Origin of the sequence: Psychroflexus montanilacus (assembly GCF_020164535.1) — a bacterium.
In the GTDB taxonomy this organism is placed as follows: domain Bacteria; phylum Bacteroidota; class Bacteroidia; order Flavobacteriales; family Flavobacteriaceae; genus Psychroflexus; species Psychroflexus montanilacus.
In genome coordinates this window covers 1,122,442-1,139,204 of the sequence record NZ_JAIQZC010000001.1, presented here as the reverse complement: position 1 = coordinate 1,139,204, position 16,763 = coordinate 1,122,442, and the positions used below count along the sequence as shown (strand labels likewise).

Below are 16,763 nucleotides of genomic sequence, written 5' to 3'. Positions count from 1 at the left end.
TGGATAACTTTTTAAAAGCTGGTTTTTTGTTAAAAAATTAGTGTAAGGAAGTATTGAATCATAATTTTATCATAAAAATTAATCAAAATAATTATGAAACCAAGCATTAGATCACCGGTAAAATTATGAGTCTTGAGACCTATTATTTAAAATCCAAAACACACTTAAAACACTAAAAACATGAAAAATTTATTAAAAACATTTAATTTGCTAATAGCCTGCCTGGCCTTAGTATTTATGTATTCTTGCCAAGATGAAGAGAGCGAGAGAGCCTCTGAAGAAGCAAGTGGCGTTGAATTTTTATTATCAGGCCACAGAGTAGACGACGTTAAATCTGACTCCAAATCTGGAGATACAGCAAAAGATGCAGAGGCCTGCGATATGGCTTTCGCTTCATATGCAATCTTAGAGCTTGGAGGTATGGACTACACCATAGATTTAAAAACTTGGGGTGATAGCTATAAAACAGATCTTATAGAGCTTGATCCGGGAACTTATCAGGTAACTAGTTTCCAGCTTTATGACGGGGACGATAACCCGCTTTACGCAACACCAACTTCAGATAGTGAATTTGGAGCATTCGTAAGTCAATCTTTGCCTTTTGAAGTCACTGTGGAAAATTATAGAAAAATCGAGTACGATATCGAAGTGCTTTGTATTGAAGAATTTACTCCTCCACAATTTGGTTTCATATTCTGGGATGTGAGTATCAAAGAAGTTAAAAACCTATGTGTATTTACTAATTTCTGTGAGCCAGATTCAGGACATGCTGTTGCTTCTCTGGAGGCCTTTATTTATCCAAATGAAGATTCTACTTCTGAAGCAGACTTGATCTGGAGTGGTTCGGCTGACGGTGATTTTGACAGTGAAACTGAAGAAAATGAGCTACTTTGCTTAAAATTCCCTTACGATCCAAGTATTCCAACAGAAGATCAGTCTTACTTTATTGAACTTTATGTGAATGGTGTACTCTTCGAAGGAACAATGCCATTAGACAGAGTTGATGAAATCAATGCTGAAGATGGATACTTACACCTCAACGAGAATTGTGATGGAGATTTTGACATCTTTAGTAACTCCTTCAATATTGCGTGGGAAGATCTTGATGACAATGAGTCTGAAAATGATTGTGATTACAACGACCTTATAGTAAAAACAACTACGTTTACAGATATCAATACAGGTAACTTAAACTTTAGATTTGAGCCAGTTGCCAGAGGTGGTGGCTACAGCCATGCTTTCAAATTCTGGTTGCCTGGAACTGGATATGTCATTTCTGGTGACTATACAGATATTCAGGAAATATCTGGAAACACAATGATAGAAGTTTACCCAAACACAAGTCAGGCATTTTCTCCAAGTGGAAATTTTGTAAACACTACATGTAGTGGCACTTCTGGCGCAGGTGATGTGAAAACAGTTACAGTAGAAAGTGCTCCTTCTAGTTTCGTGTACTATCTGCTTAATCCTTTTGATGCTAACTTAAATGTGAACGGTGGTCCAAATTATGATTTAACCATCGGAAATCTTTTCGCTCCGTCCACTTTTATTAAAGATGGTGTAGAATTGGAAAATGGATTAATCACGCCTTCAAATTGGGAATGGGTTGTAGACGGTGTAGACATTAGAACTGTTTACGGAAATAATTTCCAAACCAATTTCACGCCTACAGGAAATACCCAGAGTTTATATGTGAATTGCCCTTAATAGTTAGATTTAACAATGAGAAGGCTTCTGAAAAGTAGCCTTCTCATTTAATTTAAACTTGGAACTCCCATAGATTGAGATTTAGTTTTTTCATAAAGTATAAATATTACTTATGGATTTACAGATAACATAACACTAAACAATCTGTTCAATCGAACAGATTAAATAAAATATTACAAACATGAAAAATTTATTAAAAACATTCAATTTACTAATAGCCTGCCTGGCCTTAGTATTTATGTACTCTTGTCAGCAAGAAGATGACTCTGTATCCGGAGAGGAACAAGGTGGCGTCGAATTCATTTTAAACGGAGACAGGGTGAGTAATAACAAATCCGACAATTCTAAAAGTGGTAAAAATGATGCTGAATCCTGTGATATGGCTTTAGCCTCTTATGCTATTATTGAAATGGCTGGAGAAACTTATACCATTAACCTTCAGGCCTGGGGGGATAGTTTTAAAACTGATCTTATCGAGTTAGATCCAGGCTCTTACGAAGTGACTAGCGTTCAGCTTTATGATGGGGACGATAACCCGCTTTACGCAACACCAACTTCAGATAGTGAATTTGGAGCATTCGTAAGCCAATCTTTGCCTTTTGAAGTCACTGTGGAAAATTATAGAAAAATCGAGTACGATATCGAAGTGCTTTGTATTGAAGAATTTACTCCTCCACAATTTGGTTTCATATTCTGGGATGTGAGTATCAAAGAAGTTAAAAACCTATGCGTATTTACTAATTTCTGTGAGCCAGATTCAGGACATGCTGTTGCTTCTCTGGAGGCCTTTATTTATCCAAATGAAGATTCTACTTCTGAAGCAGACTTGATCTGGAGTGGTTCGGCTGACGGTGATTTTGACAGTGAAACTGAAGAAAATGAGCTACTTTGCTTAAAATTCCCTTACGACCCAAGTATTCCAACAGAAGATCAGTCTTATTTCATTGAGCTTTATGTGAATGGTGTACTCTTCGAAGGAACAATGCCACTAGACAGAGTTGATGAAATCAATGCTGAAGATGGATACTTACACCTCAACGAGAATTGTGATGGAGATTTTGATGTTTTTAGTAACACTTATAACATTGCTTGGGAAGCTCTTAGAGGTGATGACGACGAAAATGATGCAGATTACAATGACCTGATTGTACAAACTACATCATTTACAGATATTAATACAGGGGAATTAAATTTTGTATTTGAGCCACTTGCCAGAAGTGCAGGGTCAGAACTCGCCTTCAAACTTTGGTTGCCAGGTACTGGTTATGTGGTTTCAGGAGATGCCGCTAGTGTGGATACTTCAACAGGGGATACTGAGATTGTCGTCTATCAAAACACAAGACAGGCTGCATTTGGTTCTAACAGTGGTTTTGTAAACGCCAGGTGTAACGATGTTACAGGCAATGGGATTTTAAAAACGGTAACTGTAGATGTTTCAAATGCTTCAGATTTCACTTACTTCCTTTTAAATCCTTTCGATGCGAATCTTGGTGTTAATGGTAATGATGGTGTGTTTGATCTTGCGATGGGCAATATGTTCACACCTTCAACTTTTATAAAAGATGGACAGGAGATGAAAAATGGTTTGATTACTCCTAAGGACTGGGAATGGGTAGTAGACCGAGTTGACATTAGGACTGTTTATGGACCTAATTTCGAAACTAATTTTACCCCTACAGGAAATACACAGAGTTTATATGTGAATTGCCCTTAAGGATGAATTGGTCAAACCAAAGAGACATTAATTAATCATTGTCTCTAAAGAGTGAAGGCTGCCGAAAGGCAGCCTTCTTTTTTATTTAAAAAAGTATTCAAAATTTTGATAGAATACCGAATGATTAATACTATTCAAATAGTATGGTTTCATCTTCGCAGGTTATTGCTTTTTAGAATGTCTTTAGGGTTTAATTGTATGTATCGTTAATTTTTTTACTTGGGATTTTGCCAACCCCACATAAATTCACCTAAAGCATAATCGATACATGCAATTGCAATTATGATTAAAGCTAAATAAGAAACGATATTCAAAATTTTACTTCTGTTATTCGTATACCTAATTTTTTTAGGATTAATTAGACTTGTTATAACTATGGCTATTCCCAAGCCTAAAGTTCCACCAATTAAGTAATTAGAAACTATAGTTTTAAAAAATAAATGCAAGATAACACCAATCGTTAGAGCAATAATGCCAAAGATTAATTTTTTGTTCATAATGGATTTTAGAAGTAACAAAAATTTGAAATTAGGATCTGAATATCTTATCAGTTTTCTAACCAGTTGACTGCACGTTGTATGATATCTTCATCGGCAGTAACTTCATCTGGTTCTACTGGCATCCCAAACTTGTTTTTATTTCTATCTGCTAAAAAAGCAGCTGTTAAATTAAGTACAGAGCCATCACTTAAATTGAATCTTGAATTTGCGGTTGAAAGTCCACAAGTTGGAGTTCCAAAACTTCTTGTGTTTTCTCTGCCGATAAAACTAATGGCCATAACTTCGCCAGAACTAGCAATTCCATTGTCTAATAGTACAGCAACCTTAGGGTTGTCAGTGATTAATGTGTAAAAATCATCTAGCTGTGTCAAAAGATTTCCATTCGAGACAGAAGCTCCATTTTGATAACCCCATGAGGTTTCGATCTCATCTGCATCAATAAAATAGCCAGCAGTCCCCTCACCTAAAACAGGACCTACGCCAGCTAACATGGGCCACATATTTCCGCCGCTATTACTTCTAAGATCAATGATCCAGCCCTCTGTATTCGAATTGTCCTGACTACTGATTTGGTCTTGAATTTCTTTAGCAAATGAAATGGCTTCAGAACTGTTTGAGGACCCAGAAAATGCAGTTACTCTAACGTAGCCAATGGTTTCAGGAGTTGAAGCCTCATCAATGTTTTGAAAATTACAGCGTATTGAACCTTCAGATAAGACTGTTCCATCAGCTCCTCTGTAAATGCTATGATTGTCTTCAAGCAATCTTAAGGCCCTTTTGATTGCTGGATAAGTATCCTTTATGTTTTGTGCATTTCCAGCCCTTTCCAGTACATCTTGTCTGAAACTTGACCAATCAATCTCATTCTTATTGATGGAGTTGGATTCCATTATGTCTAGCATTTCATCTAAGAAGTCTTGTGCCTCGTTAGAAATAACGGCGGGTTCAGAATCGTCATCGCTACAAGAAACCAAAAGAAAGATAAAAAGCAATAATGGAGTGAAGTGTAATTTCATTTTAATAGATTTTCAATCATGTTAGTTGATTATAAAAATACTCTTTTTTTCAATTTTAAGTAATAAACTATGAATAAATATCAAGTTTTGAGTATGCATAAATGCTTTTTTGAGCCTATTATGCTTAAATGTATGAATAATTGAATATTTCGTTTTCACTAATTTATTGAAAAGCGTGAATGCTTGTAGAATCAAATTCGGTTGGTAAAAATGATTCAAATACATCTGAAAAATTCAACTTGGAAAGGAGCAACACTTAAGAATAAACGTATAATTTATTATTTTCATAACTTTAAATAAAAAAGCTATGCCCGAATTACCAGAAGTCGAAAATTACAAGGTATATATAGACAGTACCGCTTTGCGTCAGCGCGTTGTTGCGATGGATTGTCGGGATTCGAGATTGCTTAAGCAGTCCCAATCCGTTTTTGAAACGCATTTGATCAATCAGGAATTTAAGGCCACACAGCGCATTGGTAAATATTTGTTTGTGGAAACGACTGGTGAGAAAACACTAGTCATTCACTTTGGAATGACAGGCAGGCCAAATTATTACAAGAGTGAAGATGACCGACCTCAATATGGCCATATACAGTTAACTTTTGAAAATGGATTTCATTTTGCTTTTGAGAATAAACGCAAATTTGGCTGGTGGGATCTCACCAACTCTATTGCTGAATTTAAAGCTGAACACCACCTAAGCGATGATGCCAGAGATTTGAAGCTCGACGATTTTAAAGCTTCGCTTCAGAATCGAAAGACCGACATCAAGAAAATCCTGATGGATCAAAGTGTAGCGGCTGGCGTTGGTAACTGGATGGCCGACGAAATTCTATACCAGGCCAAAATGCATCCTGCTAAAAAAGTGGATGACATGACTGGTGAAGACATTGAGCGAGTCTTTGAAGCTATGAAAACCGTAATTGAAGTGGCTATCAAAAACGATGCGCATTACAGCGATTTCCCGGAGTATTTCCTGATGCATTTTAGAAAAGAAGGTGCCACCTGTTTTCATACTGGCGTAAAAATTGAAAAAATGAAAGTTGGCGGACGGACGACTTACTTCTCACCGGAGTGGCAGAAACTCTAATGATTGACTATGTTCCTGAAATGTATGAGTTGCGAAGAGTTTTTCTTATACATCAGATCAAAAACTTGAAGGGTGAGGTTGCCTGTTCACCTTCAGTAGATCATTTCCTCCAGACTGAATTTATAAATTTACCCTTAAGCCTAAGGCAATGTATCGAAAAAGACATTAAGCTACTCTGAGTAAATTCAGAAGAAAAGCTACTACTTTGTCATCAGTTTTTTCTCGACGATGGTTCTATGAGGGAATGGAATTTCAACGCCTTCCCTATCAAATCGTTTCTTGACACTTTCTAGAAGGTCACAATGCATCACAAAAGATTTAGCAGAATTTTCCGCCCAAACCCAGGCTCTAAGATTTACTGATGAGTCCCCCATCGACATAACTCTCACGGTCACTTCAGGTGTGTTTTTTTCGATGTCATCTTCGGTACGAACATCAAAATAATCAGGATGCTGATGAACTTCTTCAAACATGATTTTTTTGGCTAAATCTATGTCACTGTCATAACTTATCCCCATTTCTAAAAAGCGGCAGATTTTTTCGTCACCTAGATCCGAATTGGTTACAGCCTCGTTACTTATGACTGAATTTGGTATGATAATTCTTCGGTTTTCAAAATTTCTAATGACGGTATGCCTTAGGGTGATGTCCTCCACAATTCCAGACATGGTATCTCTGATGATGAGACGGTCATTGACTCTGAAGGGTTTGAAAATAACGATAAAAATACCTGAAACAATGTTAGACAAGGCCTGCTGAGAGGCAAAGGTAACGCCCAAAGCCAGTATACTTGCTCCTGCAAGCAAGGAGGTGGCGATGGTTTTGAGCTGAGGTACAGAAATGATAGCAAAACTAAACCCTATGATGTAGATCATCGCGGTAAGAAAGTGACCAAGAAAATTATATTTAGTTGGATTGTTCTTTAGGTATGCGGCTCTTTTTCTTAAAAAAGCAAAATAAAACTTATTGAACAACAAGGCTATGATGAAAGTGATGACAACAATGGCCAGAGGTATTCCAAATTTTAGAATTTTGTCTAAAGATTCGCTGAAAATTTCGTTCATGGTAAGAGATTTAGGTAGAAATCACATCTTGATTTTTTCATTCTAAAACAATCAAATGTATTTATTTTTTAAAAAATGAATTGAAATGTCCTAAAATTGTTAACTCACTTCTTTTCTTAATACTTCCAGTGGAGGTTTCCTGATGACGCTCAAGCTATTGCTTAAACCAATAATAAGTACCAGTAGCACAATACCTGGGAATATAACCAGAAATGGAACAAGGGACGGTACAAAAGGGGATTCAAACACCAGCCAGGCCAATAACTGACTACTTATTAACGACAACAACACACCGGACAAGCCTCCAAGAACACCCAGGTAAATGTATTCCAGTGCATTAATTGTTATGATTTGACTGCTTTTGGCGCCCAAAGTTCGTAGCAACACACTTTCTCGTATACGCTGATACTTGCTGGTACGAATCGCGCCTAAAAGTACGATGATACCCGTCAAAATGCTAAAGAAGGCCATAAAATTGATGATCCAGGAAATTTTTCCAAGTAGCATTTCAATTACATTTAAAACTTGTCTTAAATCTATAATCGACACATTGGGGAATTTACTAACGAGCTCCTGTTGTAATTTAGCTGAATTTTCTTCGCCTGAAACTTTGGTGGTTAAGACGTGAAACTGTGGAGCTTTTTCCAAAATACCTTTGGGAAAAACCAAAGAGAAATTCAATTGCATTCTGGACCAGTCTACTTTCCGAATACTTCCCACAACTGCGTTTTGCAAAACACCTTGTACATTGAAGACCAGTTCATCACCAACTTCAACTCTGGCATCTTCAGCAAAATTATCACTCACCGAAACCGGTACTGGATTTTTATCTGCACCTTGTCCAGTCCAGGAGCCGCTTTCAATGACTTCTGATGCAATGAGTGAATCTCGATAAGTCGTTCGAAATTCATGATTCAGTACCCAGCGGTTGATTTGTGAAGTAGAGTCTTTTCGAATTTCATTGACAGCTTTTCCCTTGATGCTTTGCACCCGCATGGTCACAATAGGAATATCTTCCAAAACAGGTAAGTTGTTACTTTTTATCGTTTTAGCTAAATTTTCTCGCTGATCGCTTTGCACATCCAGCAAAATCATATTAGGACTATCAGACTGAGATTCTATAGAGGCCTGAGCCAGTAATAAATCTTTACTGAAATACAACGTGCTGATTAAAAATGTCCCAACACCAATGGCAAGGACCAACGTGAGGGTTTGGTTTTGAGGCCTGAAAAGATTCAGTAAACTTTGTCGGGGAACAAATCCCCAGGTGTGTGGGAAATACTTGCGAATGCCGCGCATAAACAAATAGGCCACTCCAGCTAAAATAGAAAACGTCGCTAAAATTCCACCAACAAAAGCAAGTGAGTATTTCCAGTCTTCCAGCAACCAGAGTGAAAACAAAAAGATAAATAAAAAGATACTTGCAGAAACTAAACTAATGGGCTTCCTGGATTTTTTGGATTTTTCCTTGATGACTCGTAAAGCCTGCAAAGGTGAAATGTAAAGTGTACCGATGAGCGGATATAAAGCAAACAGTACAGACATTAAAACTCCTAATAAAATCCCCATTACAATCACTTGTAGTGAGAATGTAATTTCCACATCTACCGGCAGGAGTCCATCCAAAAGCCATGGGAATAGCTGTTGAAGCATCAATCCAAGTGCTGTTCCGATAACACCTCCAATTAAGCCCATCACGGCAACTTGTATCAGGTAAATTAAAAAAGTCTGTTTTTTACTAGCGCCCAAACATTTTAAAACGGCAACCGCACGTAATTTTTCTTTGATGTAAATATGAATAGCGCTGGCTATACCAACGCAACCCAAAAGCAAAGCAATAAAAGCCACAAGATTAAGGAACTTGCCAAAATTTTCATACCGACGACCGAGTCGGTCGCTGGTAGAAGTATGGGTGTCGAGATCGGCATCTTCTGCATCCAGCATTGGACCCAACTCTTTGTCTAGCTTGTCCATGTCGGTGTTAGAGACTGCCTTAAAGTAAAACTCATAGTCGATTCGGCTACCGGTTTGTACCAAGCCAGATTCTTCAATAAATCGATAGGGTATCAACACTGGAGGCGCTACAGAGCTAAAAATAGTGGTACTGCCAGGAACACTGTTGAGTTCTCCGGCAATAGGCAGGGTAACCTTACCTATTTTGATACTGTCCCCTGGCTGGATTCCCAGCTGAAGCATCACTGTGGCATCTACCAATGCTGCTCCTCTTTTTTGATAAGTATTGGCTGCCTCTTTGGGTTGGGTTTCCAATTCACCGTAAAACGGAAATCCACCTTCAATGCCGCGCACCTGCATCAATTTGGTGGCTTCATTTTGTGGAAAAGCCGCCATGGAAGCAAACTTGATTTCTCTGGCTTCCGCGCCGCCAAGCGAGTCCATGATTTGCTGGACACGTTCGTTAGGTGGATCGTCACTGTCTATTTTGAAGTCAGCGCCCATCAGGGCTTTTGATTCAGAAGAAATATTGGCTTTAAGCGTTTCTCCAAAGGATTGAATGGACACGACAGCAGCAATCCCCAGCACAATAGATGCCATAAAAAGGACTAATTTTTTACCGCTGGCTTTACCGTCACGCCAGGCCATTTTAAAGAGCCAGTTTAAGCCAGATTTTGAGGTTTTGGAATCACTCATTGGACTTGCTTTTCTTTATTTTCAACAATTTTTCCTCCTTTAAGTCTGAGGATATGCTGAGTTTTATTTGCCAGTTCGATATCGTGAGTAACGATGATAAGAGTTGTTCCAGATTCTTTATTAAGATCAAAAAGGAGTTCTTCCACTTTTTCCCCCGTCTCAGCATCCAGATTTCCTGTAGGTTCATCGGCAAACAAAATGGAAGGTTTGGTAGAAAAAGCCCTAGCCAAAGCCACGCGCTGCTGTTCTCCTCCAGATAATTGAGAAGGATAGTGGTGAATCCTGTCGCCCAAGCCTACTTTTTCCAGCAGATCTTTACTGGTTTTTAAGGCCTTTTTATCACCCTGCAGCTCAAGCGGAACAGCGACATTTTCTAAAGCGCTAAGCGTTGGCAGCAACTGAAAATCCTGAAATACAAAACCGATATGTTTATTTCGCAGCAAAGCACGTTCATCTTCACCTAATGCGCTCAGTTCATTTCCACACAGCTCGATTGAGCCAGTATCAGGACTATCAAGGCCGGCACAAAGTCCGAGCAAAGTTGTTTTTCCACTTCCAGACGGGCCTACAATAGCAAATGTTTTTTGTTCTTCTACTTCAAAACTGATGTCTTGTAGTACTTTAAGATTCTTGGATCCGCTGGAATAGCTTTTCTCAAGATGGTGAACGTTTAATATCTTTGCCATGCTGAACTGTATTTAAGTCTGTTTTTTAGAATGAAGCAAAATAAAGAAACAGTTTGGTTATAAACCCCGTTGTTATGAGAAACTTAAGTCGTCATATTGCAATTCTATCGCTAATGCTATTGTTTTCCTGTGGAAATAATTCTGAAAAGAAATCTGAGGAAACCACTACCCAAAATCCTACTACTCCAGTAGAGACCCAGCAAGAAGAAAAAAATGTCATTTTATTTTTTGGTAACAGTCTTACAGCGGGCATGGGTTTAGAACCTTCTGAAGCTTTTCCGGCACTTATGCAAAACAGACTGGATTCACTGGGGTACAATTACGAAGTGGTGAACGCCGGCTTGAGTGGGGAAACCACCGCCAGTGGAAAGAACAGGATCGACTGGGTGCTCAATCAGAAGGTAGATGTGTTTGTGTTGGAACTGGGAGCCAACGATGGTTTACGTGGTATTCCTTTAGCAGAAACCCGACAGAACCTTCAGGAGATCATCGACATCGTAAAAAAAGAAAATCCGGATACCAAAATAGTGTTGGCCGGCATGCAGATTCCGCCCAATATGGGTCAGGAGTACACCTCAGAATTTAGAAGCATTTTCCCGGAACTCGCCGAGAAAAACGATATCGAACTCATTCCTTTTCTTCTAGAAGGTGTCGCAGGAAACGAGGACTTGAACCAGCAGGATGGTATACACCCCACCGCGGAAGGCTACAAGATTGTTAGGGAAAACGTCTGGAGTGTTTTAAAAAACCTTGTGGAAAAGGAGTAAAGTATTTTAAGACTTCTTTATTCTGAATTTGCTTCTGCTAGCTGTTTTGTTCTGCAATACATTGCTTAATATCTTGCGTTAGTCTAGAGTGTACAGCTGGTGAGAAGGTGTTTCTGAAGGCGGCGTGAAAGATGTATATTTTAGATGTCGGCTGAAACAGGGAGTTTTAAGATCTACTGCTTTTTGATTCAAATGATGTGAAGCACTTTCGGTCAATATTTATTAAGTTATATCTCTAAGACTTGCGCTTTAGAAACTTTCATTCAATTCTCTAAACATTTGGATTGTATCAATAGATCTGACATTAAATTGATTGCAAACTTCAGGTATTTTTATTCTGTTTTTTCTTTCAGGTTGGCTTTTTTCATAAGTAACAATAGTCCACTTATTACTCATAGCAAAAGCAATTAGCCAAGGGTCAGCAAAATCTTTTAAAACCGAATAACAATTGGGTATAATCATATTCTTTAACTGTTTATTTGGATACAAGTTTTGACCTAGACTAAGAATCTTCTTTTTATTTGGCGCTTTAGTTTAGGAAAAAATATTATTTTAGGCTATTATTAAGAACTATGCTAATAGAATTAAGCCTTTTTTGGGATAGGATATCATCCTGGCTTTTTGGCCTTCTTAATACTTAAACAATTCATTCAATCACAAAAACAGAATATTTTTTATGAAAAGAAGAAAGTTTGTTCAATTAAGTGGTATGGGTGCCGGTGCTTTGATGATGCCTTCCTTGATGTTAGGAAACAACGTCTCTGCCGAGCAGCTTTTGATGCAGGGGATGGATATCCTTACCAAGCGGAAACTTGCCGATGTAGCTTTGAATACCGCCAAATCTCTCGGCTCGACTTATGCCGATGCCAGGATTGGTCGCTATCTCAATCAGTACGTATTCACGAGAGAAGACAAGGTACAGAATGTAGTGAATACCGAGTCGTTTGGTATTGGTATTCGCGTGATTGCTAATGGCACCTGGGGATTTGCTTCTACCAACAGCGTCACCGAAGATGGTATTATGAAAGCTACTCAACAGGCAGTGGCTATCGCCAAGGCCAATTCTAAAATCCAAAAGGACCCTGTGAAGCTGGCTCCGGTTCAGTCTCACGGCGAAGTCTCCTGGAAAACGCCAATTAAAAAAGACTTTAAGGAAGTACCTGTTTCAGAAAAAGTAGACCTCTTGCTAAGCGCAAATGCGGCGGCGATGGAAAACGGAGCTAATTTTGTAAATTCTGCCTTGTTTATGGTGAATGAGCAAAAGTATTTTGCTTCTACAGAGGGTTCTTATATAGATCAGGACATCCATAGAATCTGGCCAACTTTTGGCGTAACAGCCATAGACCGTGCTGCGGGAAAATTCAAATCCCGTGATGCCATGAGTGCTCCTATGGGTATGGGCTATGAATATATGGACGGCCTTGAATCTGAAAAGCTGGAAGGTCCATCAGGATTGAGATTGTATCGCAATAGTTATGATATTGTAGAAGATGCTACTTTGGCGGCTAAGCAGGCCAAAGAAATGCTTACAGCAAAATCGGTGCAGCCTGGAAAGTACGACTTAGTGCTGGAGCCTAACCACTTAGGATTAACCATTCATGAATCTGTAGGTCACCCACTGGAACTTGACCGCGTGCTTGGCTATGAAGCCAATTATGCAGGGACAAGCTTTGCCACTCTGGACAAATGGAAGTCTGGTGACTTCAAATATGGTAGTGATATTGTGAATCTTGTCGCCGATAAAACTCAGACCGGTTCTCTTGGTGCTGTGGGCTATGATGATGAAGGTGTAAAAACCAAGAAATGGGATCTGGTGAGAAACGGTGTACTGACTAATTATCAGGCCATTCGCGACCAGGTGCACATGATAGATCAAAATGAATCTCATGGCTGCTGCTATGCTCAAAGCTGGAATGATGTTCAGTTTCAACGTATGCCTAATGTATCATTGGAACCTGGAAAGCAAAAGTATTCTATAAAAGACATGATCAAAGACGTGGAAAAAGGCATCTATATTGCAGGCCGCGGTTCCTATTCTATAGACCAGCAGCGTTATAATTTTCAGTTTGGTGGAACGGTGTTCTATGAAATCAAAAATGGGGAAATTGTAGGTATGCTGGACGATGTTGCTTACCAGTCCAATACTCAGGAATTCTGGAACTCCTGTACCAAAATTTGCGATGAAAATGATTACAGAATGTTTGGATCTTTCTTCGACGGTAAAGGACAGCCCTCTCAGGTAAGTGCTGTTTCTCATGGAAGTTCTACCTCAAGATTTGATGGCGTTAATGTGATCAATACAGGTAGAAGTGTTTAATCGAAGTTTACTTTAAAAAAGCAATTTAAAAATGGCAATATATACCAAAGAAGAAGCAAGACAAATCATGGAAAAAGCCTTGAGCTTTTCTACCGCAGATGCTTGTGTAATCAATATGGGAGGTAGCGAAAGTGGAAACATTCGTTATGCCCGAAATACAGTGTCTACTTCCGGGCATCGTTCCAACCAAACCATGTCTGTGGAAGCCAGTTATGGAAAGAGATCTGGTACAGCTACTGTAGACGAATTTGATGAGGAATCACTAAAAAGTGTAGTAAGAAGAGCTGAAGAGCTGGCTAAACTTTCTCCAGAAAATCCTGAGTTTATGGCACCACTAGGCCCTCAGACTTATGATGAATCTATCACTTTTGTAGAGGCTACAGCTAATATCAAACCTGAATTTCGTGCGGAGGTTGCTGCAAAAAGCATCAATCCAGCTTCCGAAAAGGAAGTGACAGCAGCTGGTTTTCTAGATGATTCTTCAGGGTTCAGAGCTATGCTCAATTCCAATGGATTGTTTGCGTACAACAAATCAACTAATGTTGATTTTACAGTCACCATGAGAACTAATGATGGAACAGGTTCTGGTTGGGTTTCTCGTGATTTCAATGATGTAAATAAATTTAATCCTGAAGAAGCGGCTAAAGTAGCTATCGATAAAGCGGTAATGTCTCGTGAAGCGAGAGCTATAGAGCCGGGAAAATATACCGTTATTCTCGAACCTGCAGCTTCTGCAGATTTGCTGAGAAATATGTCAGGTGCATTTAATGCACGTACTGCAGATGAAGGACGAAGCTTTATGTCCAAAGATGATGGTACCAAAATGGGAGAAAAGATAGTAGATGAGCGCGTCAATGTATGGAGTGACCCTTTACATCCAGATGTGCCAACTTCAACCTGGAATGGTGAGGGGATGCCACTTAAAAAAATGAAATGGATAGAAAACGGAGTCGTCAAAAATCTTGCTTACAGCAGATACTGGGCTGGACAAAAAGGCGTAGATGCAGTGCCTTTTCCGTCTAATTTTATCATGGAAGGTGGTGATGCTACTCGAGAAGAACTTATCAAAAGTACCAAAAGGGGTATTTTGGTTACCAGACTTTGGTACATCCGTAGTGTAGATCCGCAAACTTTATTGTACACGGGACTTACCCGTGACGGAACATTTTATATTGAAAACGGAGAAATTAAATATCCCGTAAAGAATTTCAGATTCAATGAAAGTCCGATCATTATGTTGAACAACCTGGAAGCTCTTGGCGAACAGGTAAGAATGAATGGAAACCTGATTCCGTACATGAAAGTGAGAGATTTTACTTTTACAAGCCTCTCAGACGCGGTATAGTTAACTTTCAAACGTTCAAAAAACTGATTGTGGTGACCTGTTCATTTCAATCAGTTTTTCTTTTTTTTAATTAGCGAGGCAGATCTAGGTAAAAGTCATAGGTCTAAGTTTTACTTTTTAGAAATTCATTAGTCAAAATTAGTGTTACAGATTTCTGTTTTGAAAACAAGAATTCGCTTGCGCATAGTTGACAAATCAACACGTGTGATGTTTTATTTCAATTTTAGAATGTAACTTTCAATTATAAAAGATAATAGTACGTATCTATCCATGAACAGTTTTTTCTTTACAAGACTTCAATACGAATCCGGAGACTGGGACGTGGATCAGCGTATGCCTTCCAATCTGCTCAATTCTTTGGTGGAATACACTACCTTGAAAGTGAATACGGTAGAAAATATTGTTCCTTTGAGTAGCGATGAGATTTTTAAATGTCCATTCTGTTATATTTCAGGTCATAAGCTGGTTCAATTTACCACCAAAGAAAAAACGAATTTTGAAAAATACGTTAGGAATGGAGGTTTTGTGTTTGCCGATGATTGTAATCACGACATCGATGGGCTTTTTGCTAAATCTTTTGAACGTCAAATGGCAGACATTTTTGGTCCTGCAGCATTGTCTAAAATTCCAAATGATCATGAACTGTACAATGTATTTTTTGAATTTGAAGACGGCCCACCCACCACATCTCAGGAACTCAATGGCTGGGGAGATGATTTGGTGCACGAGTATTTAAAAGCTATCCTCATAGATGGCAGAATAGGAGTACTCTATAGCAATAAGGATTATGGATGTGAATGGGATTACGACTTTAGAAACAAACGATTTTATAAAATAGACAATACCCGTTTTGGGGTAAATATTGTGATGTATGCACTTACATCTTAAACGAATATAGATATGGATGAATCACTAGCAGATTTGGAAAGGGAAGTCCAAACCCTAACCAAAAAACTACAGGACCTTAAAACTGAAATCGCCAAGGTAATTATAGGTCAGGAAGAAACCGTCGACCAGTTACTCATCACCTTTTTGGCAGGAGGCCATGCGCTTTTGGAAGGCGTGCCAGGCCTTGCCAAAACACTTATGATTCGAAGTTTATCACAGGCGATTGCACTTGACTTCAACAGAATACAATTCACCCCAGATTTGATGCCATCAGATATTATTGGAACCGAAATCTTAGAAGAAGACCAGTCGACAGGTAAAAAGTTTTTTGAATTTAATAAAGGGCCAATTTTCGCGAACATTATTCTTGCCGATGAAATTAATCGAACCCCACCCAAAACTCAGGCAGCGCTTTTGGAGGCTATGCAGGAGTTTGAAGTCACCTATTCTGGAAAAACGTATAAACTGGAACCCCCTTTTTTCATTTTGGCTACTCAAAACCCCATAGAACAATCGGGAACTTTTCCACTTCCGGAAGCCCAGCAGGATAGATTCTTGTTCTACATAAAAATAGGTTACCCCACCGAAACAGAAGAAAACCAAATCCTGAAGTCCACCACAGGTTCTAAAAAGCAAGTCATTAATCCTGTGCTAAGCGGTGCCGAAATTTTAAGATTACAGGAATTGGTGCGAGAAGTTCCCATCAGTGATGAGCTGATTACTTATGTCAATAAACTGATTCGAGCAACAAGACCTGAGACGAGCAGTAATACATTTGTAAAAGACTGGGTAAGCTGGGGAGCAGGACCAAGAGCAGGCCAGGCCTTAATTTTGACAGCAAAAGCCAGAGCTTTACTTCAAGGTCGACTGGCAGTCACCCCTCAAGATTTGGAGCATTGTGCCTATCCGGTCTTGCGCCACAGAGTGATTGTGAATTTTAAAGCTGAAGCAGAAGGCTTAACTTCAGATGAAGTGACAACTGAGTTATTAAAATCCATATTTCCAGCCAAAATATAACAA

Annotated in this window: 14 protein-coding genes; 8 read left to right on the top strand and 6 right to left on the bottom strand. The window is 38.9% G+C overall.

The window, feature by feature from the left end; genetic code table 11:
* The first annotated feature begins 180 nt into the window (after positions 1–180).
* The gene (locus LB454_RS05360; protein ID WP_224463590.1) at positions 181–1,707 is read left to right on the top strand and encodes a DUF4458 domain-containing protein; all 1,527 of its coding nucleotides are present in this window, start codon (positions 181–183) and stop codon (positions 1,705–1,707) included.
* A gap of 181 nt (positions 1,708–1,888) precedes the next feature.
* Positions 1,889–3,421 (top strand): LruC domain-containing protein, encoded by a 1,533-nt coding sequence (locus LB454_RS05355; RefSeq protein ID WP_224463589.1) that lies wholly within the window; start codon positions 1,889–1,891, stop codon positions 3,419–3,421.
* 215 nt (positions 3,422–3,636) lie between these two features.
* On the opposite strand, the gene LB454_RS05350 is transcribed toward LB454_RS05355, so the two are convergent.
* Together LB454_RS05350 and LB454_RS05345 are read right to left on the bottom strand one after the other, a co-directional pair.
* Positions 3,637–3,918, bottom strand: coding sequence for a hypothetical protein (locus LB454_RS05350; protein ID WP_224463588.1), 282 nt, complete (start codon positions 3,916–3,918; stop codon positions 3,637–3,639).
* Positions 3,919–3,968: 50 nt separating this feature from the next.
* Positions 3,969–4,937 (bottom strand): S41 family peptidase, encoded by a 969-nt coding sequence (locus LB454_RS05345; protein ID WP_224463587.1) that lies wholly within the window; start codon positions 4,935–4,937, stop codon positions 3,969–3,971.
* Positions 4,938–5,244: 307 nt separating this feature from the next.
* Here LB454_RS05345 and LB454_RS05340 point away from each other — a divergent pair, with 307 nt between their 5' ends.
* Positions 5,245–6,027 (top strand): Fpg/Nei family DNA glycosylase, encoded by a 783-nt coding sequence (locus LB454_RS05340; RefSeq protein ID WP_224463586.1) that lies wholly within the window; start codon positions 5,245–5,247, stop codon positions 6,025–6,027.
* 200 nt (positions 6,028–6,227) lie between these two features.
* On the opposite strand, the gene LB454_RS05335 is transcribed toward LB454_RS05340, so the two are convergent.
* From LB454_RS05335 to LB454_RS05325, 3 genes are all read right to left on the bottom strand, one after another.
* Positions 6,228–7,091 carry a mechanosensitive ion channel family protein gene (locus tag LB454_RS05335; RefSeq protein ID WP_224463585.1) on the bottom strand — a complete coding sequence of 288 codons (864 nt, stop codon included), beginning with the start codon at positions 7,089–7,091 and terminating at the stop codon, positions 6,228–6,230.
* 99 nt (positions 7,092–7,190) lie between these two features.
* A complete protein-coding gene (locus LB454_RS05330; protein WP_224463584.1) occupies positions 7,191–9,740 on the bottom strand; it encodes an ABC transporter permease in 2,550 nt (849 codons plus the stop codon).
* Positions 9,737–10,426 (bottom strand): ABC transporter ATP-binding protein, encoded by a 690-nt coding sequence (locus tag LB454_RS05325; protein WP_224463583.1) that lies wholly within the window; start codon positions 10,424–10,426, stop codon positions 9,737–9,739. The genes LB454_RS05330 and LB454_RS05325 overlap by 4 nt, the downstream gene beginning before the upstream one ends.
* A gap of 74 nt (positions 10,427–10,500) precedes the next feature.
* Between LB454_RS05325 and LB454_RS05320 the strand changes: the two genes are divergently transcribed.
* Positions 10,501–11,193, top strand: coding sequence for an arylesterase (locus LB454_RS05320; RefSeq protein ID WP_224463582.1), 693 nt, complete (start codon positions 10,501–10,503; stop codon positions 11,191–11,193).
* Positions 11,194–11,442: 249 nt separating this feature from the next.
* Here the strand turns inward: LB454_RS05320 and LB454_RS14205 are convergent, their stop codons facing one another.
* Positions 11,443–11,655, bottom strand: a complete 213-nt coding sequence (locus tag LB454_RS14205; RefSeq protein ID WP_224463581.1) for a DUF4411 family protein — start codon at positions 11,653–11,655, stop codon at positions 11,443–11,445.
* 214 nt (positions 11,656–11,869) lie between these two features.
* Between LB454_RS14205 and LB454_RS05310 the strand changes: the two genes are divergently transcribed.
* The 4 genes from LB454_RS05310 to LB454_RS05295 all read left to right on the top strand — a co-directional run bounded on the left by LB454_RS05310 (position 11,870) and on the right by LB454_RS05295 (position 16,760).
* Complete coding sequence (locus tag LB454_RS05310) at positions 11,870–13,510, top strand: TldD/PmbA family protein (RefSeq protein WP_224463580.1); 1,641 nt, start codon at positions 11,870–11,872, stop codon at positions 13,508–13,510.
* 31 nt (positions 13,511–13,541) lie between these two features.
* Entirely contained in the window at positions 13,542–14,855 is a 1,314-nt protein-coding gene (locus LB454_RS05305; protein ID WP_224463579.1) for a TldD/PmbA family protein, read from the top strand.
* A gap of 270 nt (positions 14,856–15,125) precedes the next feature.
* Entirely contained in the window at positions 15,126–15,743 is a 618-nt protein-coding gene (locus LB454_RS05300; protein WP_224463578.1) for a DUF4159 domain-containing protein, read from the top strand.
* A 12-nt stretch (positions 15,744–15,755) separates the two neighbouring features.
* Positions 15,756–16,760 (top strand): AAA family ATPase, encoded by a 1,005-nt coding sequence (locus LB454_RS05295; protein WP_224463577.1) that lies wholly within the window; start codon positions 15,756–15,758, stop codon positions 16,758–16,760.
* Positions 16,761–16,763: the final 3 nt, after the last annotated feature.